This window comes from Alcanivorax sp. 1008 (assembly GCF_020667895.1).
Taxonomy (GTDB): Bacteria; Pseudomonadota; Gammaproteobacteria; order Pseudomonadales; family Alcanivoracaceae; genus PGZG01.
Map to the genome: position 1 here is coordinate 359,481 of NZ_JAFMPS010000002.1, position 19,020 is coordinate 378,500.

Annotated in this window: 20 protein-coding genes and 1 pseudogene; 6 read left to right on the forward strand and 15 right to left on the reverse strand. The window is 51.6% G+C overall.

From position 1 onward, the window contains the following. Positions 1 to 78 precede the first annotated feature (78 nt). The 3 genes from J1C54_RS04565 to J1C54_RS04575 form a co-directional block, all read right to left on the reverse strand. Positions 79 to 930 (reverse strand): alpha/beta fold hydrolase, encoded by an 852-nt coding sequence (locus tag J1C54_RS04565; RefSeq protein WP_229144953.1) that lies wholly within the window; start codon positions 928 to 930, stop codon positions 79 to 81. A gap of 56 nt (positions 931 to 986) precedes the next feature. Next, on the reverse strand, positions 987 to 1,328 hold the full coding sequence (locus J1C54_RS04570) for a DUF4405 domain-containing protein (RefSeq protein ID WP_229144954.1): 342 nt from the start codon (positions 1,326 to 1,328) through the stop codon (positions 987 to 989). Between the two features lie 120 nt (positions 1,329 to 1,448). Next, positions 1,449 to 1,607 (reverse strand): YqaE/Pmp3 family membrane protein, encoded by a 159-nt coding sequence (locus J1C54_RS04575; protein WP_229144955.1) that lies wholly within the window; start codon positions 1,605 to 1,607, stop codon positions 1,449 to 1,451. A 539-nt stretch (positions 1,608 to 2,146) separates the two neighbouring features. Here J1C54_RS04575 and J1C54_RS04580 point away from each other — a divergent pair. Both J1C54_RS04580 and J1C54_RS04585 read left to right on the forward strand, forming a co-directional pair. Then, the gene (locus tag J1C54_RS04580) at positions 2,147 to 3,328 is read left to right on the forward strand and encodes a serine hydrolase (RefSeq protein ID WP_229144956.1); all 1,182 of its coding nucleotides are present in this window, start codon (positions 2,147 to 2,149) and stop codon (positions 3,326 to 3,328) included. 32 nt (positions 3,329 to 3,360) lie between these two features. Further along, complete coding sequence (locus J1C54_RS04585) at positions 3,361 to 5,787, forward strand: hypothetical protein (protein ID WP_229144957.1); 2,427 nt, start codon at positions 3,361 to 3,363, stop codon at positions 5,785 to 5,787. Positions 5,788 to 6,138: 351 nt separating this feature from the next. Here the strand turns inward: J1C54_RS04585 and J1C54_RS04590 are convergent, their stop codons facing one another. Further along, positions 6,139 to 6,474: a helix-turn-helix transcriptional regulator gene (locus J1C54_RS04590; RefSeq protein ID WP_229144961.1), complete on the reverse strand. Its 336-nt coding sequence runs from the start codon at positions 6,472 to 6,474 to the stop codon at positions 6,139 to 6,141. A 190-nt stretch (positions 6,475 to 6,664) separates the two neighbouring features. Between J1C54_RS04590 and J1C54_RS04595 the strand changes: the two genes are divergently transcribed. The 3 genes from J1C54_RS04595 (at position 6,665) to J1C54_RS16700 (ending at position 9,531) form a co-directional block, all read left to right on the forward strand. Continuing rightward, complete coding sequence (locus J1C54_RS04595) at positions 6,665 to 7,681, forward strand: MBL fold metallo-hydrolase (protein ID WP_229144969.1); 1,017 nt, start codon at positions 6,665 to 6,667, stop codon at positions 7,679 to 7,681. 39 nt (positions 7,682 to 7,720) lie between these two features. Then, positions 7,721 to 8,707, forward strand: coding sequence for an SDR family NAD(P)-dependent oxidoreductase (locus J1C54_RS04600; RefSeq protein ID WP_229144989.1), 987 nt, complete (start codon positions 7,721 to 7,723; stop codon positions 8,705 to 8,707). Positions 8,708 to 8,928: 221 nt separating this feature from the next. Next, positions 8,929 to 9,531, forward strand: coding sequence for a TVP38/TMEM64 family protein (locus J1C54_RS16700; protein WP_370635609.1), 603 nt, complete (start codon positions 8,929 to 8,931; stop codon positions 9,529 to 9,531). Positions 9,532 to 9,702: 171 nt separating this feature from the next. Here the strand turns inward: J1C54_RS16700 and J1C54_RS04610 are convergent, their stop codons facing one another. From J1C54_RS04610 to J1C54_RS04650, 9 genes and pseudogenes are all read right to left on the reverse strand, one after another. Beyond that, a complete protein-coding gene (locus J1C54_RS04610) occupies positions 9,703 to 10,347 on the reverse strand; it encodes a hypothetical protein (RefSeq protein ID WP_229145000.1) in 645 nt (214 codons plus the stop codon). Positions 10,348 to 10,479: 132 nt separating this feature from the next. Continuing rightward, a pseudogene (locus J1C54_RS04615) lies at positions 10,480 to 11,456 on the reverse strand (IS3 family transposase). Positions 11,457 to 11,543: 87 nt separating this feature from the next. Next, positions 11,544 to 11,765, reverse strand: coding sequence for a VF530 family protein (locus tag J1C54_RS04620; protein WP_229145005.1), 222 nt, complete (start codon positions 11,763 to 11,765; stop codon positions 11,544 to 11,546). A 181-nt stretch (positions 11,766 to 11,946) separates the two neighbouring features. Then, the gene (locus J1C54_RS04625) at positions 11,947 to 12,435 is read right to left on the reverse strand and encodes a DUF1772 domain-containing protein (protein ID WP_229145011.1); all 489 of its coding nucleotides are present in this window, start codon (positions 12,433 to 12,435) and stop codon (positions 11,947 to 11,949) included. A 2-nt stretch (positions 12,436 to 12,437) separates the two neighbouring features. Next, positions 12,438 to 12,845, reverse strand: coding sequence for a hypothetical protein (locus J1C54_RS04630; RefSeq protein WP_229145015.1), 408 nt, complete (start codon positions 12,843 to 12,845; stop codon positions 12,438 to 12,440). 20 nt (positions 12,846 to 12,865) lie between these two features. After that, positions 12,866 to 13,696 (reverse strand): alpha/beta fold hydrolase, encoded by an 831-nt coding sequence (locus J1C54_RS04635; RefSeq protein ID WP_229145021.1) that lies wholly within the window; start codon positions 13,694 to 13,696, stop codon positions 12,866 to 12,868. A gap of 31 nt (positions 13,697 to 13,727) precedes the next feature. Continuing rightward, positions 13,728 to 14,570 (reverse strand): NAD(P)H-binding protein, encoded by an 843-nt coding sequence (locus J1C54_RS04640; protein WP_229145025.1) that lies wholly within the window; start codon positions 14,568 to 14,570, stop codon positions 13,728 to 13,730. Positions 14,571 to 14,675: 105 nt separating this feature from the next. Further along, complete coding sequence (locus J1C54_RS04645) at positions 14,676 to 15,677, reverse strand: AraC family transcriptional regulator (RefSeq protein WP_229145031.1); 1,002 nt, start codon at positions 15,675 to 15,677, stop codon at positions 14,676 to 14,678. Positions 15,678 to 16,252: 575 nt separating this feature from the next. Further along, positions 16,253 to 16,591: a SlyX family protein gene (locus J1C54_RS04650; RefSeq protein WP_229145036.1), complete on the reverse strand. Its 339-nt coding sequence runs from the start codon at positions 16,589 to 16,591 to the stop codon at positions 16,253 to 16,255. A gap of 107 nt (positions 16,592 to 16,698) precedes the next feature. Between J1C54_RS04650 and J1C54_RS04655 the strand changes: the two genes are divergently transcribed. Then, a complete protein-coding gene (locus J1C54_RS04655; protein WP_229145042.1) occupies positions 16,699 to 17,253 on the forward strand; it encodes a TMEM165/GDT1 family protein in 555 nt (184 codons plus the stop codon). 21 nt (positions 17,254 to 17,274) lie between these two features. Here J1C54_RS04655 and arsH read toward each other — a convergent pair whose 3' ends face one another. Continuing rightward, complete coding sequence (gene arsH, locus J1C54_RS04660) at positions 17,275 to 17,985, reverse strand: arsenical resistance protein ArsH (protein ID WP_229145055.1); 711 nt, start codon at positions 17,983 to 17,985, stop codon at positions 17,275 to 17,277. 4 nt (positions 17,986 to 17,989) lie between these two features. Beyond that, positions 17,990 to 19,009, reverse strand: a complete 1,020-nt coding sequence (arsB, locus tag J1C54_RS04665) for an ACR3 family arsenite efflux transporter (RefSeq protein WP_229145532.1) — start codon at positions 19,007 to 19,009, stop codon at positions 17,990 to 17,992. Between the last annotated feature and the right edge of the window lie 11 nt (positions 19,010 to 19,020).

The following is a 19,020-nucleotide window of genomic DNA, read 5'->3' on the forward strand; positions in this document are numbered from 1 at the left end:
ATCTCGACGGCAACTCCAACCTGAGTAGCGCGCGACGTTCTGAGCAAGGAACCAGGTCCGGTCTGAGCAATGCTTCAGTCACACCAATGCCGCGACCAAATCTGCGATTTCAGCGGGTGAGTCTTCCTGCAGGAAATGCTTGCCTCGAACCTGATGCCAGGAGTCCAGTCCGAGCACTTCACATATTTCCGGCGCATAACGGGCCATCTTAAGAGCAGGGTCCTGAGCGCCCCAAATCACCTGGGCAGGAAACTGCCGGGCGCGCAGGGCTGTAACTATTCTTTCTTCAAACTCCGGAGTGCGTTCAAACCCCTGCATAACTTTCAAGAACGCCTTACCGCCATCCTCAAGACTTAAAAGATGCCCATAAGCACGTAGCTCATCGGAGCTGGGGCCGTCATGCATACCAATTGCACGCATAAGAGGAATGATCATCGGCGTTCGCGTGGACGCGAGCCAGATTGGCCCAATAAAAGGATGTGCGAAGGGTTCCATAACCCAGGGCCGATGAAAGCTCGCCGCCCTGACCAAGGTGTTCAGGACGGTGAGCGAGCGTATACGCCCCGGCATCTGCCGGATGACGTCAAACCCTATCGGGCCGCCAATGTCATGAACTACCAAGTGGAAATCTTTGATTCCTGCGGCGTCAATGGCCTTTACCGTCCAGCGGGCCAGGCCACTCCAGCTATAGTCGAAGCTCTCTGGCCGATCAGCGAACCCCATCCCCGGCAAATCAAAGGTGACACCCTCCAGGCCTCGACTGGCCAGCTCAGGAATCACCTTCCTATAAAGGAAGCCAGACGCAGGCACACCATGCAAACAAACAACTGGCTCCCCATTGCCTTCACGCCAGATACGGGTGTTGGCGCCATCCACAGCAAGTGGCTGCCCTCGTGACTTCCATGCCGACACCACATCTTTATAGCTCATAGATACTACCCGCTCGAACTCTCATTAAATAACGCCATTTCGCCAGAGTGTCTACGCTACTTATGCGATTCGGCATCGGCCGCCAACTTGTCCATAGGCACTGCGATCCCCGGCGGCACTTCATTATTGATGGCAACCCCGTAAAGGCCGACTAGTAGCATAATCATTACAGCGCCAAATGCCGCCACCCATCTATTTTTTACGTAACTAGTGATAGCCCTGAAATTAAAGCTCAGGTGCCCGATAACGGAGACGATCATGATAAGCCCGAACAACTTATGAACGGGATGCATTTGAATGGTGAAAGAAGGCTTTTCAATGAAGAACATCATCATCCCTGATGTAGCCATCGCTATAAATGAAACAAACAGGGACAGCGCAATTATCTTTCTAAACACCTGCAACCTCCCTAGCCTGCTTGTTCTGCATGGCTAATACACAGCAACCGGGCAACCCAGACGGCAACCCTGCTAAAGTGAGCGACCCGGCCTTAGTATGTAAACATGTCCTGGCAACTACTATTTCAATATGAGCCACAGCGCATGAAGTATTCCTGGCACATAGAAAAACAGGCAAAGAATAATGTTGATGATTAGATCTTTGCCAGCGCCATTCTTGAGAAATACAGCAAGCGGTGGAAGCAATACAGCGATAATGACCAGAAGCAATTTATTCATTGTGTTATTTCCTTATTGGTGGTGAGTAACAGTTGACTACTAAGCAAGGGCATTCATCCCCTCAAGAATAGACTCTCGCATGGTGGGGGCGGAAGCTGACAAGACGTCTCCCGAAGGGACGCCAATCTTCTTCAACTACCGTCGCTGCCTTATTCCACAAAGGTTGCCACGCAGCTCAGTAGCATCCATTCCAGTCAAAGCGCTTTACTCGGTTAGAAGAGGACGTCGCCTAAATCGGTGGAACCAAATATCCGCTAGGTCGATCGGCGTATTTTTTCTATGTCGCCAGCCTGTTTTACCGAAGGCGGCGGTAAAAGAATACACAATGGCCGTTTATGTGTGCAATCGGCGCCACTGGCTCGAGATAGCAATGCTATGTTGCCGTGACCCAAACGGTTCTGCCGGTTTGCCTGGACCGCTGGGGTAGCGTGGCTATAACAACCATCGAGGCAGGGAAGGCCAGACATACTCGGCGGCGACGCCGAATTCAGTGTTCTTCCCCGAATAACAATGACAAGACAAACAATCGGGCGGAAAACATGAAAAGGCGGACTCTGGTATTAACCTGTATCTTCGCACTCAGCGGCTGCGGTGGCGGCTCACTGGGGCTGCTAACCCTATTTAATGAAGTCCCACAGACATACATTCACCAAACAATTCCCGCCTCAACGGATCCCTATCAGCTTCCTAAGGCACGCTCACAAAAGACCCTGCCGCTGTCCTTCGAGAACTATAACGGACTTCCAGTGTTGTCGGACTGGTTCCTGCGGCGCACCGGCACCGGCGGTCTGCTGGTGATCCAGAACGGCCAGATTGTCTATGAAAATTACTACCTGGGCTCACATAAAAACACGCGATTCACATCCTGGTCTGTGGCCAAGTCGCTGACCTCTGCGCTAGTGGGCATTGCCGTGGAGCAAGGATTCATTTCCAGCGTGGATGATCTGGTGTCCAGCTATGTGCCCGAGTTGATGAACACCGCTTACCACGATGTAACGATCAAGAATGTGCTGCAAATGTCCTCTGGTGTAGATTTTGAGGAGTCCGGCGCCGACCTGAATTCAGATGCTTTCCAGTTGTTATCGGCCAATCTGGATTCGAACGATGAATACATCTACAGCCTGAAGGACAAGCGTCATGCAGCTGGCACACATAACTACTATGCCAGCAGTGATACCCAGGTTCTGGGCATGGTGCTCTCCAGAGCGACGGGCCAAGGCATCTCGCAATTTATGGCCACTAATCTGTGGCAGCCAATGGGTGCAGAAAACTCGGCAACCTGGGTTACTGATCCCCATGGCGTGGAAGCCACCTACTGCTGCGTTAACGCCACACTGCGTGATTACGCCAAGTTTGGCTTGATGTACCTCCATAACGGCAAGCTACGGGGCAACCAGATAGTACCTGCTGATTGGGTGGCTGCCTCGCTGAGCACTTCCGAACCTCAGCTTGTGCCTGGCGATAACCCGCTTTCGAATGACAGCTGGGGCTATGGTTACCAGTGGTGGATTCCAGACAACAAGCCGGACTATATGGCGATCGGCATCTTCAACCAGTTCATTTACGTGGACCCAGCCAAGAACATCATCATCGTCAAGAACTCTGCGAATCCGGAATACCTTTTCGATGACATGGAAGAGGACCACTTGTACTTCTTCCGCAAGATTGCAAAGAAGTTCGACAAGGAAGCAAACACACGCTGGTTCAACTGGTTCTTTTAAAAAATAATAATTAAGGGGTGGGGAAAGAAAGTATGTATCGATACAAAAGTATTCTTATGGTTGGTGTGTTTGGGGTGTCTGGTGCCGCAAATGCGGCGCTGGACCTAGTTCTTCCCGGTGATTTTCCGCATCAGGAAGAGATCTGTACTACCGACTTCAATCGCGAAGCTGAACGCTATGACTCCGCCGCAATGGGCGTAAGTCAACCTATTATCGACAGGATAAAGGTTAACGGCGTAGAAGTCTGGACGCCGGCAAGTGCTACCCCGCCGACGTTGAGGCCGGGCGACATTGTTGCCCTGAAGGGCTCAAACTTCGGTAACGGTGTAGATGTGGATTTCAGCAAGATCATGCTGGGCAATACCCGTATTCTCGAAACCGACCTGCGCATTTTCGAGCAGGAAATGACGCTTCTCGATCAGGTCAATTATGAAACCGATAACCAGCAGGACTTCTGGAAGAAGAACGTGCGTTATTGGGATGACAATACCATTCGCTTCAGAGTGCCGGATCATGCCAGCAGCGGCCCGCTGGTGGTGCAGGTGCAAAAGCGTATTGGTGCAAATGAATCCCTGATTAATCCAGGTGAGCCGCATAATGTTATCGATGCGCAAACCTCACGCATCATCAGTGATACGTTTCAGCATAACTGCGATGTAGTTTCCCAATTGGGCGACCCTGTAGCCAGCGCGCCAATCGCCATCCATGTGGACAACCCCGGCTTTGGCGCAATGTATGCTCAGGGTGAGAAAATATTCTGGTCCTACGATTACAACATTGGCCTGAATCACAATATTCGCAATCTGGACTGGTGGTCAATTTTCAATTACCTGGCCTTTGACCCCATTACAGGAAAACGAGCGGATCCACGACAGTTATTTGGTGCTTATAAAACCGTGCGTGGCCAAGTGCCGGATGTCGCTATCGATGATGTATATTTTGAGCAGTACCCACAGCCAACACCGGTGCCCGGGCTTTTCGGTATCGGCAGTGCCAAGCATAAAGGCAATACCCGGAACAGCGGCTGGGTAGGCTATCGTTCTGCGGAAGGCAACAGCCCTTATACCGGACCGGGCGAATTTATCGGTTTCAACTGCGCATCGTGCCACGGTTATCAAATTACCTATCAGGACACCAATCTTCAGCAGAAAACAAAAGTATTCGGAGGCCTACCCAACCCGGAATGGTCAGTGAAATGGGCTGTATTGCAGACACCATTTAAAACCTTCGACGCTATCTATGATAATGAAGAAGGCCCGTCGTGGGATCCGGGTAGCGCAGGCGTGGCAAAGGACATGCTGCTGTACCACATGCCGCCAGGTACTGGTGAGCACAACATGGTGCGACTCAATGGCGAAGGCAGCCATGTGGACAACGACTATCAGTTCTCGCCGGTCGCCTTCCCTAACGTCACTAACTATATGGCGATTCGTCGCTCGCTTTCCCACACCGAATCCTATGTCGGATTTGAAGGCTCCTACGTCCATGCTGAAGAGCCGGACGGTGCGGTGGGCTCCATGCGCAAGGCGCCACTGCAAGCGCTTACTGCCTACATGACCAAGCTGGATAAGGATGACCCGTTGCTGATCAATATCGGCATGTACCGCTGGCTGAAGCAGAACGGTCAGTTGTTGTCGCAGACCGGCACCGGCACGAAGACCGAGACCTATACGGTGATGGAGCCCCAACCGCCGAAAAGAATCTGGTGGGGTATCTATATCAACCAGCCTGACAAGGAAGTGACCTATACCCGTCAGGTGCCGGCGCTTGAAGAAGGGCAGTTTCTGGCCCGTGGCTGGGATTCCTATCCACAATTGGTGGCGTCGGTTAACCGCGGAAAGCAAACATTTGACCGCGATTGTAGCAGCTGCCATAGCGATGGCCTGGGTTCGAACACCAACGAAAAAATGATCCGTCTGGATGAGGTGGGCCGCTTCTTTGAGCCAACCATTTATCACCAGGAAACGCAGGCAATCCGCGCGACCTTCCTGCGCGACATGTACTGGGTGCAAAGTCGTGGCCTGCTGTCCGATGGCCATGTGCGCAACATGGAAGATCTGGTGTCGCCGGCACGCTGCGATGCGAACTCGGATCTGTACAAGCAGTACTACACCTTGCATCCACCGGTACGGCCGCAACCCGGCACCATAGATCAGCCGATTACCACGCCTGATCTGAACCGTCGCGGCGATGTATTCCGGGTGCCGAAATCGAAGTACTGGACCAAGCTTGATCGCGGCTACAAGCGCAACAAGTTCATCACCCGCCACAAGTACTTCGTCACCGTAGACTGGGACGATGATCACTACTACTGGGATTATCAGAAGATGCGCGCCGAGTACGGCCCGCGAGAAATGGGCACACCCGCACCAATCGGCATGCCCGCTAGTCCTCACCCCTGGTGTGCACAGAGCGAGAGTGAGGTTAGCGACCTGGTCAAATACATCATGACCCTGTAGCGAAGCGAAAACGCATGCCATTGCTGCCCCGGGCGCCTTGCCCGGGGCTTTTTTATGGAAGGCTCTTTTTTGTATGTTACAAGCAGAAGATTTGGTTGCGTTTCGGGGCGGTTGAACCTGGGCATCTCTACACCTCTCAGGTTAGGAGAAGGTGTTCAATAAATCGGGGGAACTACAGCGGCAAGGGTGGGCTAACCCTCTACTCATACGGGCGATTAAAATGGGGGATTAAAGTGGCTTGAAAATCAAAATGGATTATCGAACAGGCCCGCCACATCTAACAGACACCGACGCGCTCTTTAGTATGGAGCCTTAAAACCTACCCTCCATGCCTAACCTATCAAGGATTTGTCAGGCACTTTTAAAAAGCTGCTCCACCGTCGCGCGAGTTTCGTCGTTGAGAAAACACGTCACGTATTTTCCATTACGCTCAACTCGAATTAGATCCGCATTAACCAGCTCTTTGATATGGTGTGAAATCGTCGGTGCACTGATACTGAACTGATTAATAAAGTCCGCCAAGGAGCAACCCTGACAGTTTCCTTCTTTCTTGGCTGTTGAGCTGCTATCCGTCAGTTCTGTAAGCTCAGCCCGTTGTCGCTCAAGTATTTTCAGATAGATTTGCAATCGATGTTGGCTAGATAAGGCTTTGAATATCTTACTAATTTTGTTGCAGTCTCTATCCATCTCAGATTCCTAATGTCGACTATCGTCTTCGTCTGTAAGTATACCGGAAACCAATCTAATTTATATAGTTTGACAACTATCTAATTATTGGATAGTTTCACACTTCGATATATATCTTATTGTGAAAGCGGCTCTTCGGGGCTTTCCCAGGAAAACCGCTCACGCGAATAGCCATAGTCGGATAAACGAGATGCCACAAGAAACAGAGAAAAGCAAACCAGCCGGAGCGGTATACAGTCACGGCAAATTCAGGAATATACAAAAAACACAGGTTATTAGCGCCAAGAAATTAAGAAGAATGGCCGAGAGTTTCTTGACTGAAAAATCGCGTCATTCTTTCCCAAAGATAGAGATGCCTATTAAAAAAATAGGGACGGCAGATATTGTAGAAGCTGCCAACAATACGATGTGGCGACTTTGCCATTCTACTCTCCTGCTAAAAGTCTCGAATCAAGTCTTTTTGACCGACCCGGTTTTTTGTGACCGTGCATCACCCTCTCAAAAATTTGGTCCCAAACGTTTTCACCCGAATCCGATAAACATCGACGAATTACCTGCGATTGATGGCGTTCTACTTTCTCACGATCACTATGATCACCTGGATAAAGCCGCAATTCTGAAGCTCAGTAATAAAGTAACGCGCTTCTATACCCCGCTGAAACTGGGCGATTTACTAATGCATTGGGGAGTTCCAGAAAGCAAGATCGAACAGCTGGATTGGTGGGAGTCTATTTACGCTGGAAATATCAAGCTCACCTGTACCCCCGCCCAGCATTACTCAGGTCGGGGAATATTTGACAGCCAAAAACGACTCTGGTCGTCCTGGGCTGTAGAAACACCTGATGTGAATTTATTTTTCAGTGGCGATAGTGGTTACTTTGACGGGTTTAAAGAAATCGGCGAACGCCTTGGTCCCTTTGATATCACCTTCATAGAAACGGGAGCCTATAATAAGGCGTGGCAAGATATTCACATGTTACCAGAGGACTCCATCCAAGCGCACCTCGATCTAAAAGGCTGTCATTTTTATCCAATTCATAATGCAACTTTTGACCTGGCCTTTCATGCCTGGTTTGACCCTTTCAGGAGGATCACCACGCTAGCTGACGAAAATCACGTAAAGCTTGTAACCCCCATGATCGGTCAGGCAATTAGTTTAATGGCGCCTAAAGCCGATAACTTATGGTGGCAGGAGTTAAAAGTTTAACTACCTGAGCGAACTCACTCACTACAAAGGAAATTTTGTATGGCAACTAGTGCAATGAGCGTAAGTGAAAACGTCGATTTAACCGGTAAGCGCGTAGTAGTTACCGGGGCGAGCAGCGGTATTGGAAAAGAGCTCAGTCGAGTATTGGTCATCCGCGGTGCTGAAGTGATTATGGCCTGCCGCAACGAGCAAAAGACCAGGCATACAATCAACGAGTTAGCCAGTTCGCTTGACGAGGATCAAGTACAGCGCCTGGTGTTTGAAGAGTGCGATCTTTCGTCTTTGAAAAATGTCTACAGTTTCTGTCAACGTCTAACTGAGCAAGCGGTGCCTATTCATCGCTTATTTTTTAATGGTGGCGTTTTTAGTGTTCCATTCAAGCTCACACCAGAAGGTTTGGAATATACATACACAGCAAATTACTTGGGCCACTATTTACTACTTAGAGCCTTTTTAAATGCTGATTTACTGAACTCAGATTCACAGGTAATCGCTACGATGTCGGAAGGTGGTTACCAGTACCCCTTTGCTTCGGCCAACCTCGAAATGCTCGCGACACCAGAAAATGCAAGTTATCTGCAGCGTTCGGTTGCGCGATTTACAGCAAGCCCTAATAGCAAAGTTATGATGATGTTGATGATGGAGTACTTTAATCGAAATATGCAAGATGAAGTAGCACCAAAGATCCGCTTTAATAGTGCTGACCCTGGCCCCACACTCACCGACAATATCAATCAAATGGGGATCGCGCTAAAGTTTCTCGCGCCAATTTACACACCTTTCTTCATGCACTCTGTTGAACGAGGGGCTGCAGGCTTGATGTGGCTAGCAGTAGCAGATGAAGCAAAGGATCTCAATGGTGTGTTGCTAAATAAACGCTTTAAAGAGGTTTCCATACCTGCCAGAAGTCGGGACTCAAATCTGTCTGACAGATGCTGGGAGTTGTCGGAAAAAATTATAGAAACCAGGCTTAATATGCCCGTCTCGTCGCTTTGCCGAGAGAAAGGCAGTCTTTTGGCCTCGTAAATTTGTTCTATTGGCTTGAAAATAGTTCTTCTACCTAAATGCTATGGCAGCCCACAAATAGTGGTTAAGTATTTCTAAGTTTTTTATAACAATACTTAGTTGATTTAACTTTAAATATGTAAGCCGACTAAACGGTCTAGTATAGATTTACCCGATCGCAAAAATGTTTACCCGTTTTTCTGAGAAATTGTCATCGTTATGGTAGAAGAGGGAGATTGAGCGTGAATCAAGTCAAATCGATAGGGTTTAAGCCCACCTCTGTGCATTTACGAATCATTGCACTTATATCGGTTCTCATAGCAGCATATTTTGTTGGTCAACAAAATGATCTTATTGGCAATCTAGATCCCTATGCAGTTAGGGAGGCAGTAAAGCAATGGGGTGCGCTGGGAATTGTTGTCTTTATCGGCTTCTATGTCATTGGTTTAGTGCTGTATATACCTGGGACTTTGTTCTCGGTCGCAGGTGCTCTTTTGTTTGGGAAGCTATATGGCTTTTTTGCAGTATGGATTGCGGCAAACATCGCCGTTAACGCATCGTTCTGGGTGGTTCGATTGGTCGGGGGGCAGTTATTGGATGAGGTGAAACATCCGTTGATTCTAAAGATGACCGACCGACTATATGAGAAACCTGTTCAAACAATCGCTATTTTGCGATTGTTTCTATTTACAGCACCGGGGTTAAATACTGTACTTGCCCTGAGTCGTGTTCGTGGCAGCGATCATCTGTGGGGAAGTCTTTTGGGCGCAATAGTACCGACTGCAATGGTAGTAATGATGACTGACTGGGTGTTGACCTACTTCTATGATCTGCCACCACTTTAATGGGCACTTTCAGGCACAGGCCGAAGCCCCAGCCCTTATGAGTCTGCGTCAGCTTCAGTAGCCGGTCGGCAATCAGGGCGTCTCTGATCTTCCCCCGACAACATGCGCTTGTTAGGCGGAAGCATCCCCAAGTTCGGGATTCCAAAGCGAGTATGAACGTCGGCAACATCTTTAGCTGTTATGTCGCCCTCTCATCCGCCGCCGTCCACGAATCCACCGCACCACCAAAAGAATACCAATCGGCCAGATGATGATTGGCCCAAAGAAGATTAGCAATGCGAGAGGCCATGCAATGGCGGTAATAATAGCATTTTCGAGTGCCGATCTTTCATCTTTATTGCGGGGGCGTAAATCAAAACGGGTTGGAGGCTCCCATTGAATTTCAGCTGGCACTGCGGGGTGATCATAAAATTCATCGCGATCTAGTGGTCCGATGGCTGTGTTTTGTCCGTGACTAGGCACTTTCCTTTTGATAAGGAAAAAGTGTTCACGATCAATGTCAGTCTTAAAATATTCTGAGTTATCTCGAAGCTTGGCTCCGTGTGTCCTGACCAGTAGATGTTCATCGGTAAAATAATAACCCGAGACAGGTCCGTAATTCCCGTTGCTCATATCCCCGCAAACTTGAGCGTATGTGTCAACCTGATCTATACAGACATGAAAACTATCCGTTTTCCAGAGACTAAATCCGTGCCCAATGTCCCTTACGAAATCATTCCACCCTGCCGCTAGACTGCAGCCTGACCAGAAGACGAGAAAGCCCACCAGAAGCTGCTTAATCCCCATATTTAGGGGCGATGAGAATGAGGGGTTCATGAGGGCTTTCTCGTTGCATTATTCATACTTGGAGCACAAGCTCTTCGCCGCCTAACGTCGCCAACAGGGGCGTTGGCTGCATCCAGCGACCGAAGGGATGATCTTCCCCCGATAAAATGGACACACTTCATTTCACGCAGCCATTCTCTCGAATTCCATCGGGCTCAGATAGCCCAACGCGGAGTGCAGCCTGCTTCGGTTGTAAAATTGGTTGATGTATCCGGATAGCGCCAGTCGTAGCTCCGTTTCATTTCTAAACTCCTCTCCGTGGATCAGCTCCGCCTTCAGGCTGTGGAAGAATGACTCCATGTGTCCATTGTCAGTGCAACGGCCGGGTCGATTCATACTACAACGAATGCCGTGACGCTCAAGCTCATTCTGCAGTATGTGTGCGCCATACTCAGAGCCGCGATCCGAATGGAAGATCGTGCCCGACTTCGGCACCCTTACCTTCAATGCCTGCTTCAGGGCACGCAATGTCAGCTCTGCTGTCTTGTTCTTGCCCAGAGACCAGCCCACGATCTTTCTCGAGTACACATCCATTACCGTGGCCAGATAGCGCCACTCTCTGGCGACCCTGATATAGGTCAGGTCCGCAACCCACTGCTGATCCACCGCCGTCGGCGAACCGGCATCCACCCTCAGGTTCTGATGGCGGGCAAAGAACTTCTCCAGGCCGGGAATTCTCCGGTACAGCGTTGTCGCCCGACCCACCAGGCCTGCATCCCGCATAATACGCTCCACACGTTTCTCGCCGACCCGGATGCCTTGCCGGGCCAATACCTTATGCACCCGCGGGCTACCATAGCGGCCTTCGCTCTTTTGGTGAGTTTGCTCGATGCGCCGGGCCAGCCAGCGATCCTCTAGCGCTCTCGCACTCTCGGGACGTTTTAGCCACGCATAGTAGCCGCTCCGGGAAACCCCGAGCCATCTCGTTGAGCTCTGCAGTACTGGGGGTTTTGGGATTCTTCATCACTGATACACGCTTGCGGCTGTCAGACCTGATCTTGCCGTCCCGGTACTCTTTGCGCCAGCGCGACAGCACGGATCTTAAGCTCGTCCGCGTACCGCCAGGTCTTTCTCGGATTGTTGTACTTCGGCGTTTTCACACCTCCTCGGTTTGGAGAAGGTATCCACTAAAGCGGCGGGACTACAGAGTCCGCTGCAGCGCCTGATTATTCGTTGTTTCGCTTTCCTCATAGAAAAGAGGTAGAGGTATAAAGATTCTCTACCCGGTCTCTGGCCCATGGTGTTTTTCGCAAAAACTTCAGGCTGGATTTCGCAGATGGGTCGTTCTTGAAGCAGTTTATGTTAATTCTATTCGCCAGTCCTTCCCAGCCATAGTGATCGACAAGCATTACGACGATCTTTTCAAGAGTGACGCCGTGCAATGGATTGTTTGGCTGCTCGCCACTCACGTCTGGATACGCCTATATTGATGATCGTTTAATGAACGCCCGCATTCGGAGCGTAATCTGCTCCTGCTTGCGCAGGCATTTTCAGGCTTGTGCCAGCATTGCATGATGCAGGCCCTGATGTCCGACCGCCGAGCAGATTCTATCGCGATCGGGGGTTGTCTGTCCCAGTCGGCGTGTTCTGTCAAAGCCACAGTAGAACGAGCGCCAATAAGACGCTAACCACGGAAGCAAATACAGTCCTGACCAGATTCCATCTGACCCATCCATGTTCGAAAGACTGCCTCGCTGAGTCCAGCGAGAGTTCATCCATTTCGTCCACAGTCAACGTTTGCAAAGCGTTATTGAGTGGAACATTTATTCGAAAAGTTATCAGTTGTACGCCAAGGATATAGGCGATCGCACTGGTGCTAACCACGGTTGGTATTGTGCCCTCGTGTTGCAGGACTGCCAGAATAGCCGCGACCACTAAAGCAAAGACGGACCCTATCCAGACCAGCCCAAAGACGGGTTGACCGCCTTGAATGATGCCGTCGATCTCCTGAAATGCGCGGATGAACTCCTTGTCCTTCAATTTTCCAATTCCTGGCATAACGACCGATGCGAAAGCAAAAGCAAACCCGGCGGTTAAGGTGCAAAGCAAAGCAGCCACGATCATTACAATTTCAAACATGATCATGATCTCCCCTTGCTCGAAGCCGATCTGGCCAGAGTGAACAAGCTCGTCAAAAACACCCAACCAAATCCAAGAACTCCGACGTTTATACCAAAAGCCGTCTTCTCCGTTCCATCCGGATGCACCATGGATCCGCCATATAGCTCCTGCATCCCATATGCCGCGAGAAAGCCTCCGGTGACAAGTAATGCAATCAGGCTGGCTTGTGCCCTGCCACCCTTGGTGAGCCAGGTTAACCACAACGCTACCCCGCCAAGGGACGAATTGGTGATTAATTGCCAAACCTCATGCAGTTTTGCATGGGCAACCCACGCGGGGTTAAAAACATGGGTATCGTTGATTTCCAGATAAGGAACGACAACGGCATAGAGCACGATTGATAGCGTTAACAGAAATTTATCCAGCATTTCTAATCTCCAGCTTTAGTTTAACGGTATGGCGTACTATCAAGAAACTGCATGATTTTCTGAGTGACTGCGGGGTTCTGAAGCAGCCGGCTGTGGCCCCATCCGATGGTTCGAAATATCTGGCTATTTTCGAATGCCAGCAGGAGGCTCTCGGACTCTGAAGCAGGTATTTCCTGATCATTCTTGTCATGAATCAGAAGCACCGGAATCTTCTCGGCCTCGGCGATTAAAGCCAGATTTAACTTCTCGACCGGCATGCCAACGGTTTTCTCCATGGCCCTGATGAAGTGATTCTTGCTCCGCTTCCCGAGGTTAAGAAAACGAGCAAATCTGTTCAGCACTCCCTCAATCGTTGCGGGGCTGGAGATAAGAATCATTCCTTCAAAGCTTCCGGTCTGTGCCTGAGCAGAGACGAGAGCGGCTGCACCAAGTGAATGACCTACGGCAGCATCAAACCTGCAATTGAGGTATTCAATGGTTTCGAGTAATGCTTCGATGAACCGTCCTGGGTGCGATCTAACCGCTTTTGATTCGCCGTGTCCCAGGGGGTGGACGGCGTAAACCGTGTATTCAAAGGGATTGATCTCTCTGATCAGGCCCTCAAACTGCCCGACCCACCCAGACCAGCCGTGTAAAAAAAGTATCTTCTTGCTGCCGCTTCCATATGAGCTGAGTCGAGCTCCGCTCGGCAGGTCAACGTTTTTGGAAAACAGTTCCTGACAGGACAACCGTCGTTCCGGGGCGATTCGAGGGCTGGTCATCCATTCAACGGCTTTGGATGCCGCTTGACGTGGAAGAATTGAGCTGTATGCGCCAAAAGCACCCTGAAACATGTTCAAAGCAATGTTCATCGTTTGTCCCCTTTGGATGATTGAATCGTTACTAGTGGATTTCCCATAGTCCCGTGGCTGCCGTTTCCCGCGCATAGTCTGCGAAGTCCTTGGCGGGTCGACCGAGTGCCTGTTCAACACCATTGGTCAAATGTGCGTTACGGCCATCGAGGACCGTTGCGAATAGATAATCCAGCATCCAGACCACATCTTTGGGTGCTCCAGAGTTCTCAATCTCAGCAATGAAGCTTTTGTGGGGTACGTTGATGAATGAAATCTCGCGTCCGGTCGCAAGTGAAAGGTCGTTGGCCACGTCCGCGAATGTCATGAGTCTTGGCCCGGTCACCTCATAGATGCGGCCTTTGTGGTGATCCTCAGTTAAAGCGGCAACGGCCACGTCTGCAATGTCGCCTACATCAACGAACGGTTCGACCTGATTCCCTGCAGGCAACGTGATGGTGCCATTCAACACCATGTCGATGAATGCGCCTTCAGAGAAGTTCTGGTTAAACCAGCTTGCCCTCACGATGGTCCATTCAAGACCAGAGTCCTTAATAATTTCCTCGCAGGCTTGCGCCTCCGCCTCACCACGGCCTGATAGCAGAACGAGTCGCTTCACTCCGAGGCGCTTCGCCAGGTAAGCAAACGCTTGAATAGCGTCAGTGGCGCCGGGCATTGCAAGATCTGGCGAGTAAGTGATGTAGGCTGAGGTAACACCCGAGAGACAGGACTCCCAGTTTTTCTCGTTGTTCCAGTCAAAAGAGGGGACAGCTGAGCGGGAACCGACTCGCACTTCATAGCCGCGGTCTTCTAGCTGCTCAACAACCCGCTTGCCGGTCTTTCCGGTGCCGCCGGCGACAAAAATGGATTGATGTTTCTGATTGGATGTTTTCATTGACTTGCTCCTTTTGATCCAGGCACAAGTCAATTTTTGTGGAACAATGTCTCGGGTTATTGCCTCAGCATGCCAGAGTTTGTGCAGCTGGCGACAACTTCCGTTTCAGCGAGTTGAGAGTCGATAGGATCGTGGTGTCTGGCCCGCCCAACGCTTGAAGGCGCGGGTAAAGGTACTCTGCTCCGCAAATCCCGTCAGGAAGGCCACCTCGGCGAGGCTGTAATCTGTCTCTCTAAGCAGCCGTTGAGCGAGATCCTTTTGCGCCATGTCAACAACGTTTTGAAATGAATGCCCCTCCTCCGACAGCCTCCTTTGCAATGTCCTTGGGCCCAAATTCAGTTCAGATGCTATCCGTGACAGCTTTGGTACGCCCTCGCTTAGCACGTTAGCGACTGCACGCCTGACTTGTTGTTGCAAGACGCTGTGGGCAGCACGGGAATTGAGCTGCTGCTCAAGATATTGGTCAAAGAACCGGGCGATGGATTCGTCGCCCAGTTTGTTGGGGGTTTCGATGGCTTCTTTACTCACCAGCAGTGCATCTCGGCCCGACTCGAAATAGACAGGACAACCAAAATGAGATTCGTACACTCCGACATCGCCTCTCGGCGCGTGCTTGAAAAAGATGGCGAGAGGCATGAAGCTTGAGGAGCTAACCTCTTTGCTGATGGCATTCACTGCAGCCATGCTGGCTTCATTGGAGAGCAACATGCCTGAGCTATTCCCTCCTGCTTTTTCGAGGTTGAAGAAGAACCCCTTGGCTGTTTCCTCAAGCGAATAGGTTTCTGCGCTGCCCAGAACGTGGCCATAGCGCCCTGCCCTTGTGTAAGAGTCCCACAAGGTTGGTGCGGACTTCCAGGCCAGGCCAAAAGCCCCGTACTCGTCGCTTCGCATGGCGGAGCCGATCTTCAGTGGTAATAAAAGACCGTCAGGATCCCGATCAACCAGAGTTGCAAAAAAATCATAAAACTCCGATGAGGACACCATCCGAGTTGGATCAATGGGACCGTCCACGGGCAGTCCAAGCCCTCCCATCAGGTCCCGTGTTTCTACGCCGGGTGTTGCCTGACCGACGACTTTGTAAACATATAGTGAGGTAATTTGAGCCATGGCAACATAGATAATCTACGTTGGACCCATTGTGCAACCTATTATTCTGCCGGACGAGAGATGGCTGCATTCGCCACAACAGTTTCGGTGTAATTAGCCAGGAAAGAGGGGAAATTTTTTGCAGGTGACAAAAATTAATGACGGTATTGCTGGCCTCGTCATTTAGAACAAAGATGTCGCGTGAAGATACCGCTTGCGCTGCGCCGCCGCCCCTCCGCCGCAGGAAGCCAGCATCATCGAAGCACTGACAACCAAGAGAGCTGCTGCTAAACGGAAATTCAGAAGAAAATTGTATGCCATGGAAATCCAGCTCGCACGAATGGTAGGCGTAGTGGCTCAGTCAGACTGACATGGGCAGCGAAGTATGGGCACGCCTTCCTGACTCCTGTCCAGAAATGGTCCCCGGAGCGGTCTTGTTGCAGTCATTTGCTAACGCCACCAGCACGCGCGGCATTGTAGTGGAGGCCAAGCCGCAACGGAAAAGCCGTGATCTTCCCCCGACAAACACAGCATGCTCGCGCGACCGATTTCTCATGCTGTAGAAATGCTTGCCCCCTGTAAGCCTGCCCCACCCTTCAATAATGGGGCGGCTTCTCGTCAACAATATTCATCGACACCAACAGCTCAGCGATCTGCTGCAGTTGCTCGGTGGCGAAGCGCAGCTGCTTCTCCAGGGTGTCGATGCGTATCACCTGCTCGGCCACCGTGCGGTTCAGGGCGTTGAGCAGGTCATCCTGGTAGGCGATGGTGGTTTCGATATCCAGCAGGCGTTCGTCGGTCATGGTGCGCTCCTCAATAAAGCGGCCAGCATAGCACTTGCCCGGATTCGGTCGAATCTCTACCATTGCCGCGTCCTTGGGGGAGTAGTTACAGCCCCGACGCTGGCGGTCGTCAACAAACTTGCATCCGTGCATGGCGCCCGCATCTCCGCTCCGCGGAGACCGACGAGACCCGAGACACTGCACCTCCCAGGCGGGACGGGTGCGGCGTCTCGTGTCCCTGTCCCGCCGGAGATCGTTTTATGGAAGCCTTCCTCGCCTCACTGTCGCTGGTCACGCTTGGCGAAATCGGTGACAAAACTCAGCTGCTGGCCTTTGCGCTGGCCTGTCGCTATCGGGTGCATTGGCCGATTCTGGCGGGCATTACCGTGGCGACGCTGGCCAATCACGGGCTGTCGGCGTGGCTGGGCGTGTGGCTTGCCGAGTGGTTGCCGGACAACTGGCTGCAGTGGACTCTGGCCGGCAGCTTTATCGCTTTGGGGATCTGGATGCTGATCCCGGACAAGGATGATGATTCGCTGGATGGTCAACGCTGGGGGCCGTTTATGGCGTCTCTGGTGCTGTTCTTTCTGGCCGAGATTGGCGACAAGACTCAGGTGGCAACGGTGGCTCTTGCGGCACGCTTCCCGGAGTACTTTGTTGCCGTGCTTAGCGGCACTACTCTGGGCATGCTGGCAGCGAACGTTCCTGTTATTTGGCTGGGCAACCGGGTGCGCAACCCAACGCTCGAGCAATGGGCCCATCGAATCAGTGCAGTGCTGTTTATCGCACTGGGCGTGGCAACACTGATCTTCTAGGCTGATCTTCCAGGGACGGCCCTACAGGTCTTTCTGGTTAACGCGCTTGATTAGCTGTTCGGCGCTTTCCTTGCGTTCAGAGTATCGATCGACAAGGTAGTCGCTGCGGTCGCGGGTTAGCCAGGTGAACTTCACCAGCTCCTCCATCACATCAACAATACGATCGTAGTAGCCGGACGGCTTCATACGATCGTTCTCATCGAACTCAAGGAATGCCTTGGCTACCGAGGATTGGTTGGGGATGGTGATCATGCGCATCCATCGGCCGAGCACGCGTAGCTGATTCACCGCATTGAATGATTGCGAGCCACCGCATACCTGCATCACTGCCAGAGTTTTACCCTGAGTTGGCCGCACGGCACCGATCGATAGCGGGATCCAGTCGATCTGCGCCTTCATTATGCCTGTCATGGCGCCGTGGCGCTCCGGCGAGCACCAGACCATACCTTCGCTCCAGCTCACCAGATCACGCAGCTCCTGCACTTTTGCGTGGCTGGCGTCTTCGCTATCCGGTAACGGCAGGCCATGCGGGTCAAAGATGCGGGTTTCACAGCCCATCTTTTCCAGCAGGCGTGCGGACTCCTGCACCACCAGTCGGCTGAATGAGCGCTCTCGTAGCGATCCGTAAAGCAGTGCGATGCGCGGTGCATGGCTGGCGCGCTGTATGGGCTCAAGGCGCTGTTGATCAAGCATGCGGAAGTGGGCGTCTTCGAGGGCGGGGAATTCATTCATGATGTTATTCCGGGAACCAGTGGCGGGTGCGGTTAGCGATGGCAACCAGCGACAGCATTACCGGCACCTCTACCAGCACGCCCACTACCGTGGCTAACGCCGCGCCAGAGTTCAAGCCGAACAACGATATTGCTACGGCGACCGCAAGTTCAAAAAAATTGGAGGTGCCGATCATGCAGGCTGGGGCGGCGATTCGGTGCGGCAACTTCATCACCTTGGCCGCCGCATAGGCAATGGCAAAGATTCCGTAGGTCTGAATCATCAATGGGATGGCAATCAGCAGAATAACAAAAGGCTTGGCGACAATAGTGCCGGCCTGAAAACCGAACAACAGCACCACCGTCAGCAGCAAACCAATTATGGAGCCCGGCTTTATCCGGTGAATGAATTTATCCAATGCCTGTTCGCCACCATTAGCCAGAAACCGGTGACGCACCACAGCGCCAGCGACAAGCGGCAGAAGCACATAAAGGATTACGGATAACAGCAGGGTTTGCCACGGCACAATAATGTCACTGATGCCGAGCAACAGCGCCGCAATCGGCGCGAAGGCAAAGATCATAATGATGTCGTTTACTGACACCTGCACCAAAGTGTAGTTAGGGTCGCCCTTGGTCAGTTGCGACCAGACAAACACCATGGCGGTACAGGGCGCGACGCCGAGCAGGATCATGCCGGCAATGTACTCGCCGGCGCTTTGCGGATCGACCAGATCGGCAAACAGCACGCGGAAGAACACATAACCGAGCAGTGCCATGGTAAAGGGCTTGATCAGCCAGTTGATTACCAGCGTCAGCCAGATGCCCTGTGGCTGTTTGCGAATTTCCTTGATGGCGGCGAAATCGACTTGCACCATCATCGGGAAGATCATTGCCCAGATCAGTACCGCCACCACCAGATTGACGTGGGCGTATTCAATGCCGGCAATCACTGCAAAGACGTTTGGCAGTAGCAGGCCAAGGCCCACACCAGCGGCGATACACAGGCCCACCCAGACAGTCAGATAGCGCTCAAATAGACCCATTGCCATTGCAC

What these genes read in the sequence shown, in the direction of transcription:
- J1C54_RS04565 (WP_229144953.1), bottom strand. Translation starts at nt 930, where the DNA reads ATGAGCTATAAAGATGTGGTGTCGGCATGGAAGTCACGAGGGCAGCCA.
- J1C54_RS04575 (WP_229144955.1), bottom strand. Translation starts at nt 1,607, where the DNA reads ATGAATAAATTGCTTCTGGTCATTATCGCTGTATTGCTTCCACCGCTT.
- J1C54_RS04580 (WP_229144956.1), top strand. Translation starts at nt 2,147, where the DNA reads ATGAAAAGGCGGACTCTGGTATTAACCTGTATCTTCGCACTCAGCGGC.
- J1C54_RS04585 (WP_229144957.1), top strand. Translation starts at nt 3,361, where the DNA reads ATGTATCGATACAAAAGTATTCTTATGGTTGGTGTGTTTGGGGTGTCT.
- J1C54_RS04590 (WP_229144961.1), bottom strand. Translation starts at nt 6,474, where the DNA reads ATGGATAGAGACTGCAACAAAATTAGTAAGATATTCAAAGCCTTATCT.
- J1C54_RS04595 (WP_229144969.1), top strand. Translation starts at nt 6,665, where the DNA reads ATGCCACAAGAAACAGAGAAAAGCAAACCAGCCGGAGCGGTATACAGT.
- J1C54_RS04600 (WP_229144989.1), top strand. Translation starts at nt 7,721, where the DNA reads ATGGCAACTAGTGCAATGAGCGTAAGTGAAAACGTCGATTTAACCGGT.
- J1C54_RS04610 (WP_229145000.1), bottom strand. Translation starts at nt 10,347, where the DNA reads ATGAACCCCTCATTCTCATCGCCCCTAAATATGGGGATTAAGCAGCTT.
- J1C54_RS04625 (WP_229145011.1), bottom strand. Translation starts at nt 12,435, where the DNA reads ATGTTTGAAATTGTAATGATCGTGGCTGCTTTGCTTTGCACCTTAACC.
- J1C54_RS04630 (WP_229145015.1), bottom strand. Translation starts at nt 12,845, where the DNA reads ATGCTGGATAAATTTCTGTTAACGCTATCAATCGTGCTCTATGCCGTT.
- J1C54_RS04635 (WP_229145021.1), bottom strand. Translation starts at nt 13,696, where the DNA reads ATGAACATTGCTTTGAACATGTTTCAGGGTGCTTTTGGCGCATACAGC.
- J1C54_RS04640 (WP_229145025.1), bottom strand. Translation starts at nt 14,570, where the DNA reads ATGAAAACATCCAATCAGAAACATCAATCCATTTTTGTCGCCGGCGGC.
- J1C54_RS04645 (WP_229145031.1), bottom strand. Translation starts at nt 15,677, where the DNA reads ATGGCTCAAATTACCTCACTATATGTTTACAAAGTCGTCGGTCAGGCA.
- J1C54_RS04650 (WP_229145036.1), bottom strand. Translation starts at nt 16,591, where the DNA reads ATGCACGGATGCAAGTTTGTTGACGACCGCCAGCGTCGGGGCTGTAAC.
- J1C54_RS04655 (WP_229145042.1), top strand. Translation starts at nt 16,699, where the DNA reads ATGGAAGCCTTCCTCGCCTCACTGTCGCTGGTCACGCTTGGCGAAATC.
- arsH (WP_229145055.1), bottom strand. Translation starts at nt 17,985, where the DNA reads ATGAATGAATTCCCCGCCCTCGAAGACGCCCACTTCCGCATGCTTGAT.
- arsB (WP_229145532.1), bottom strand. Translation starts at nt 19,009, where the DNA reads ATGGGTCTATTTGAGCGCTATCTGACTGTCTGGGTGGGCCTGTGTATC.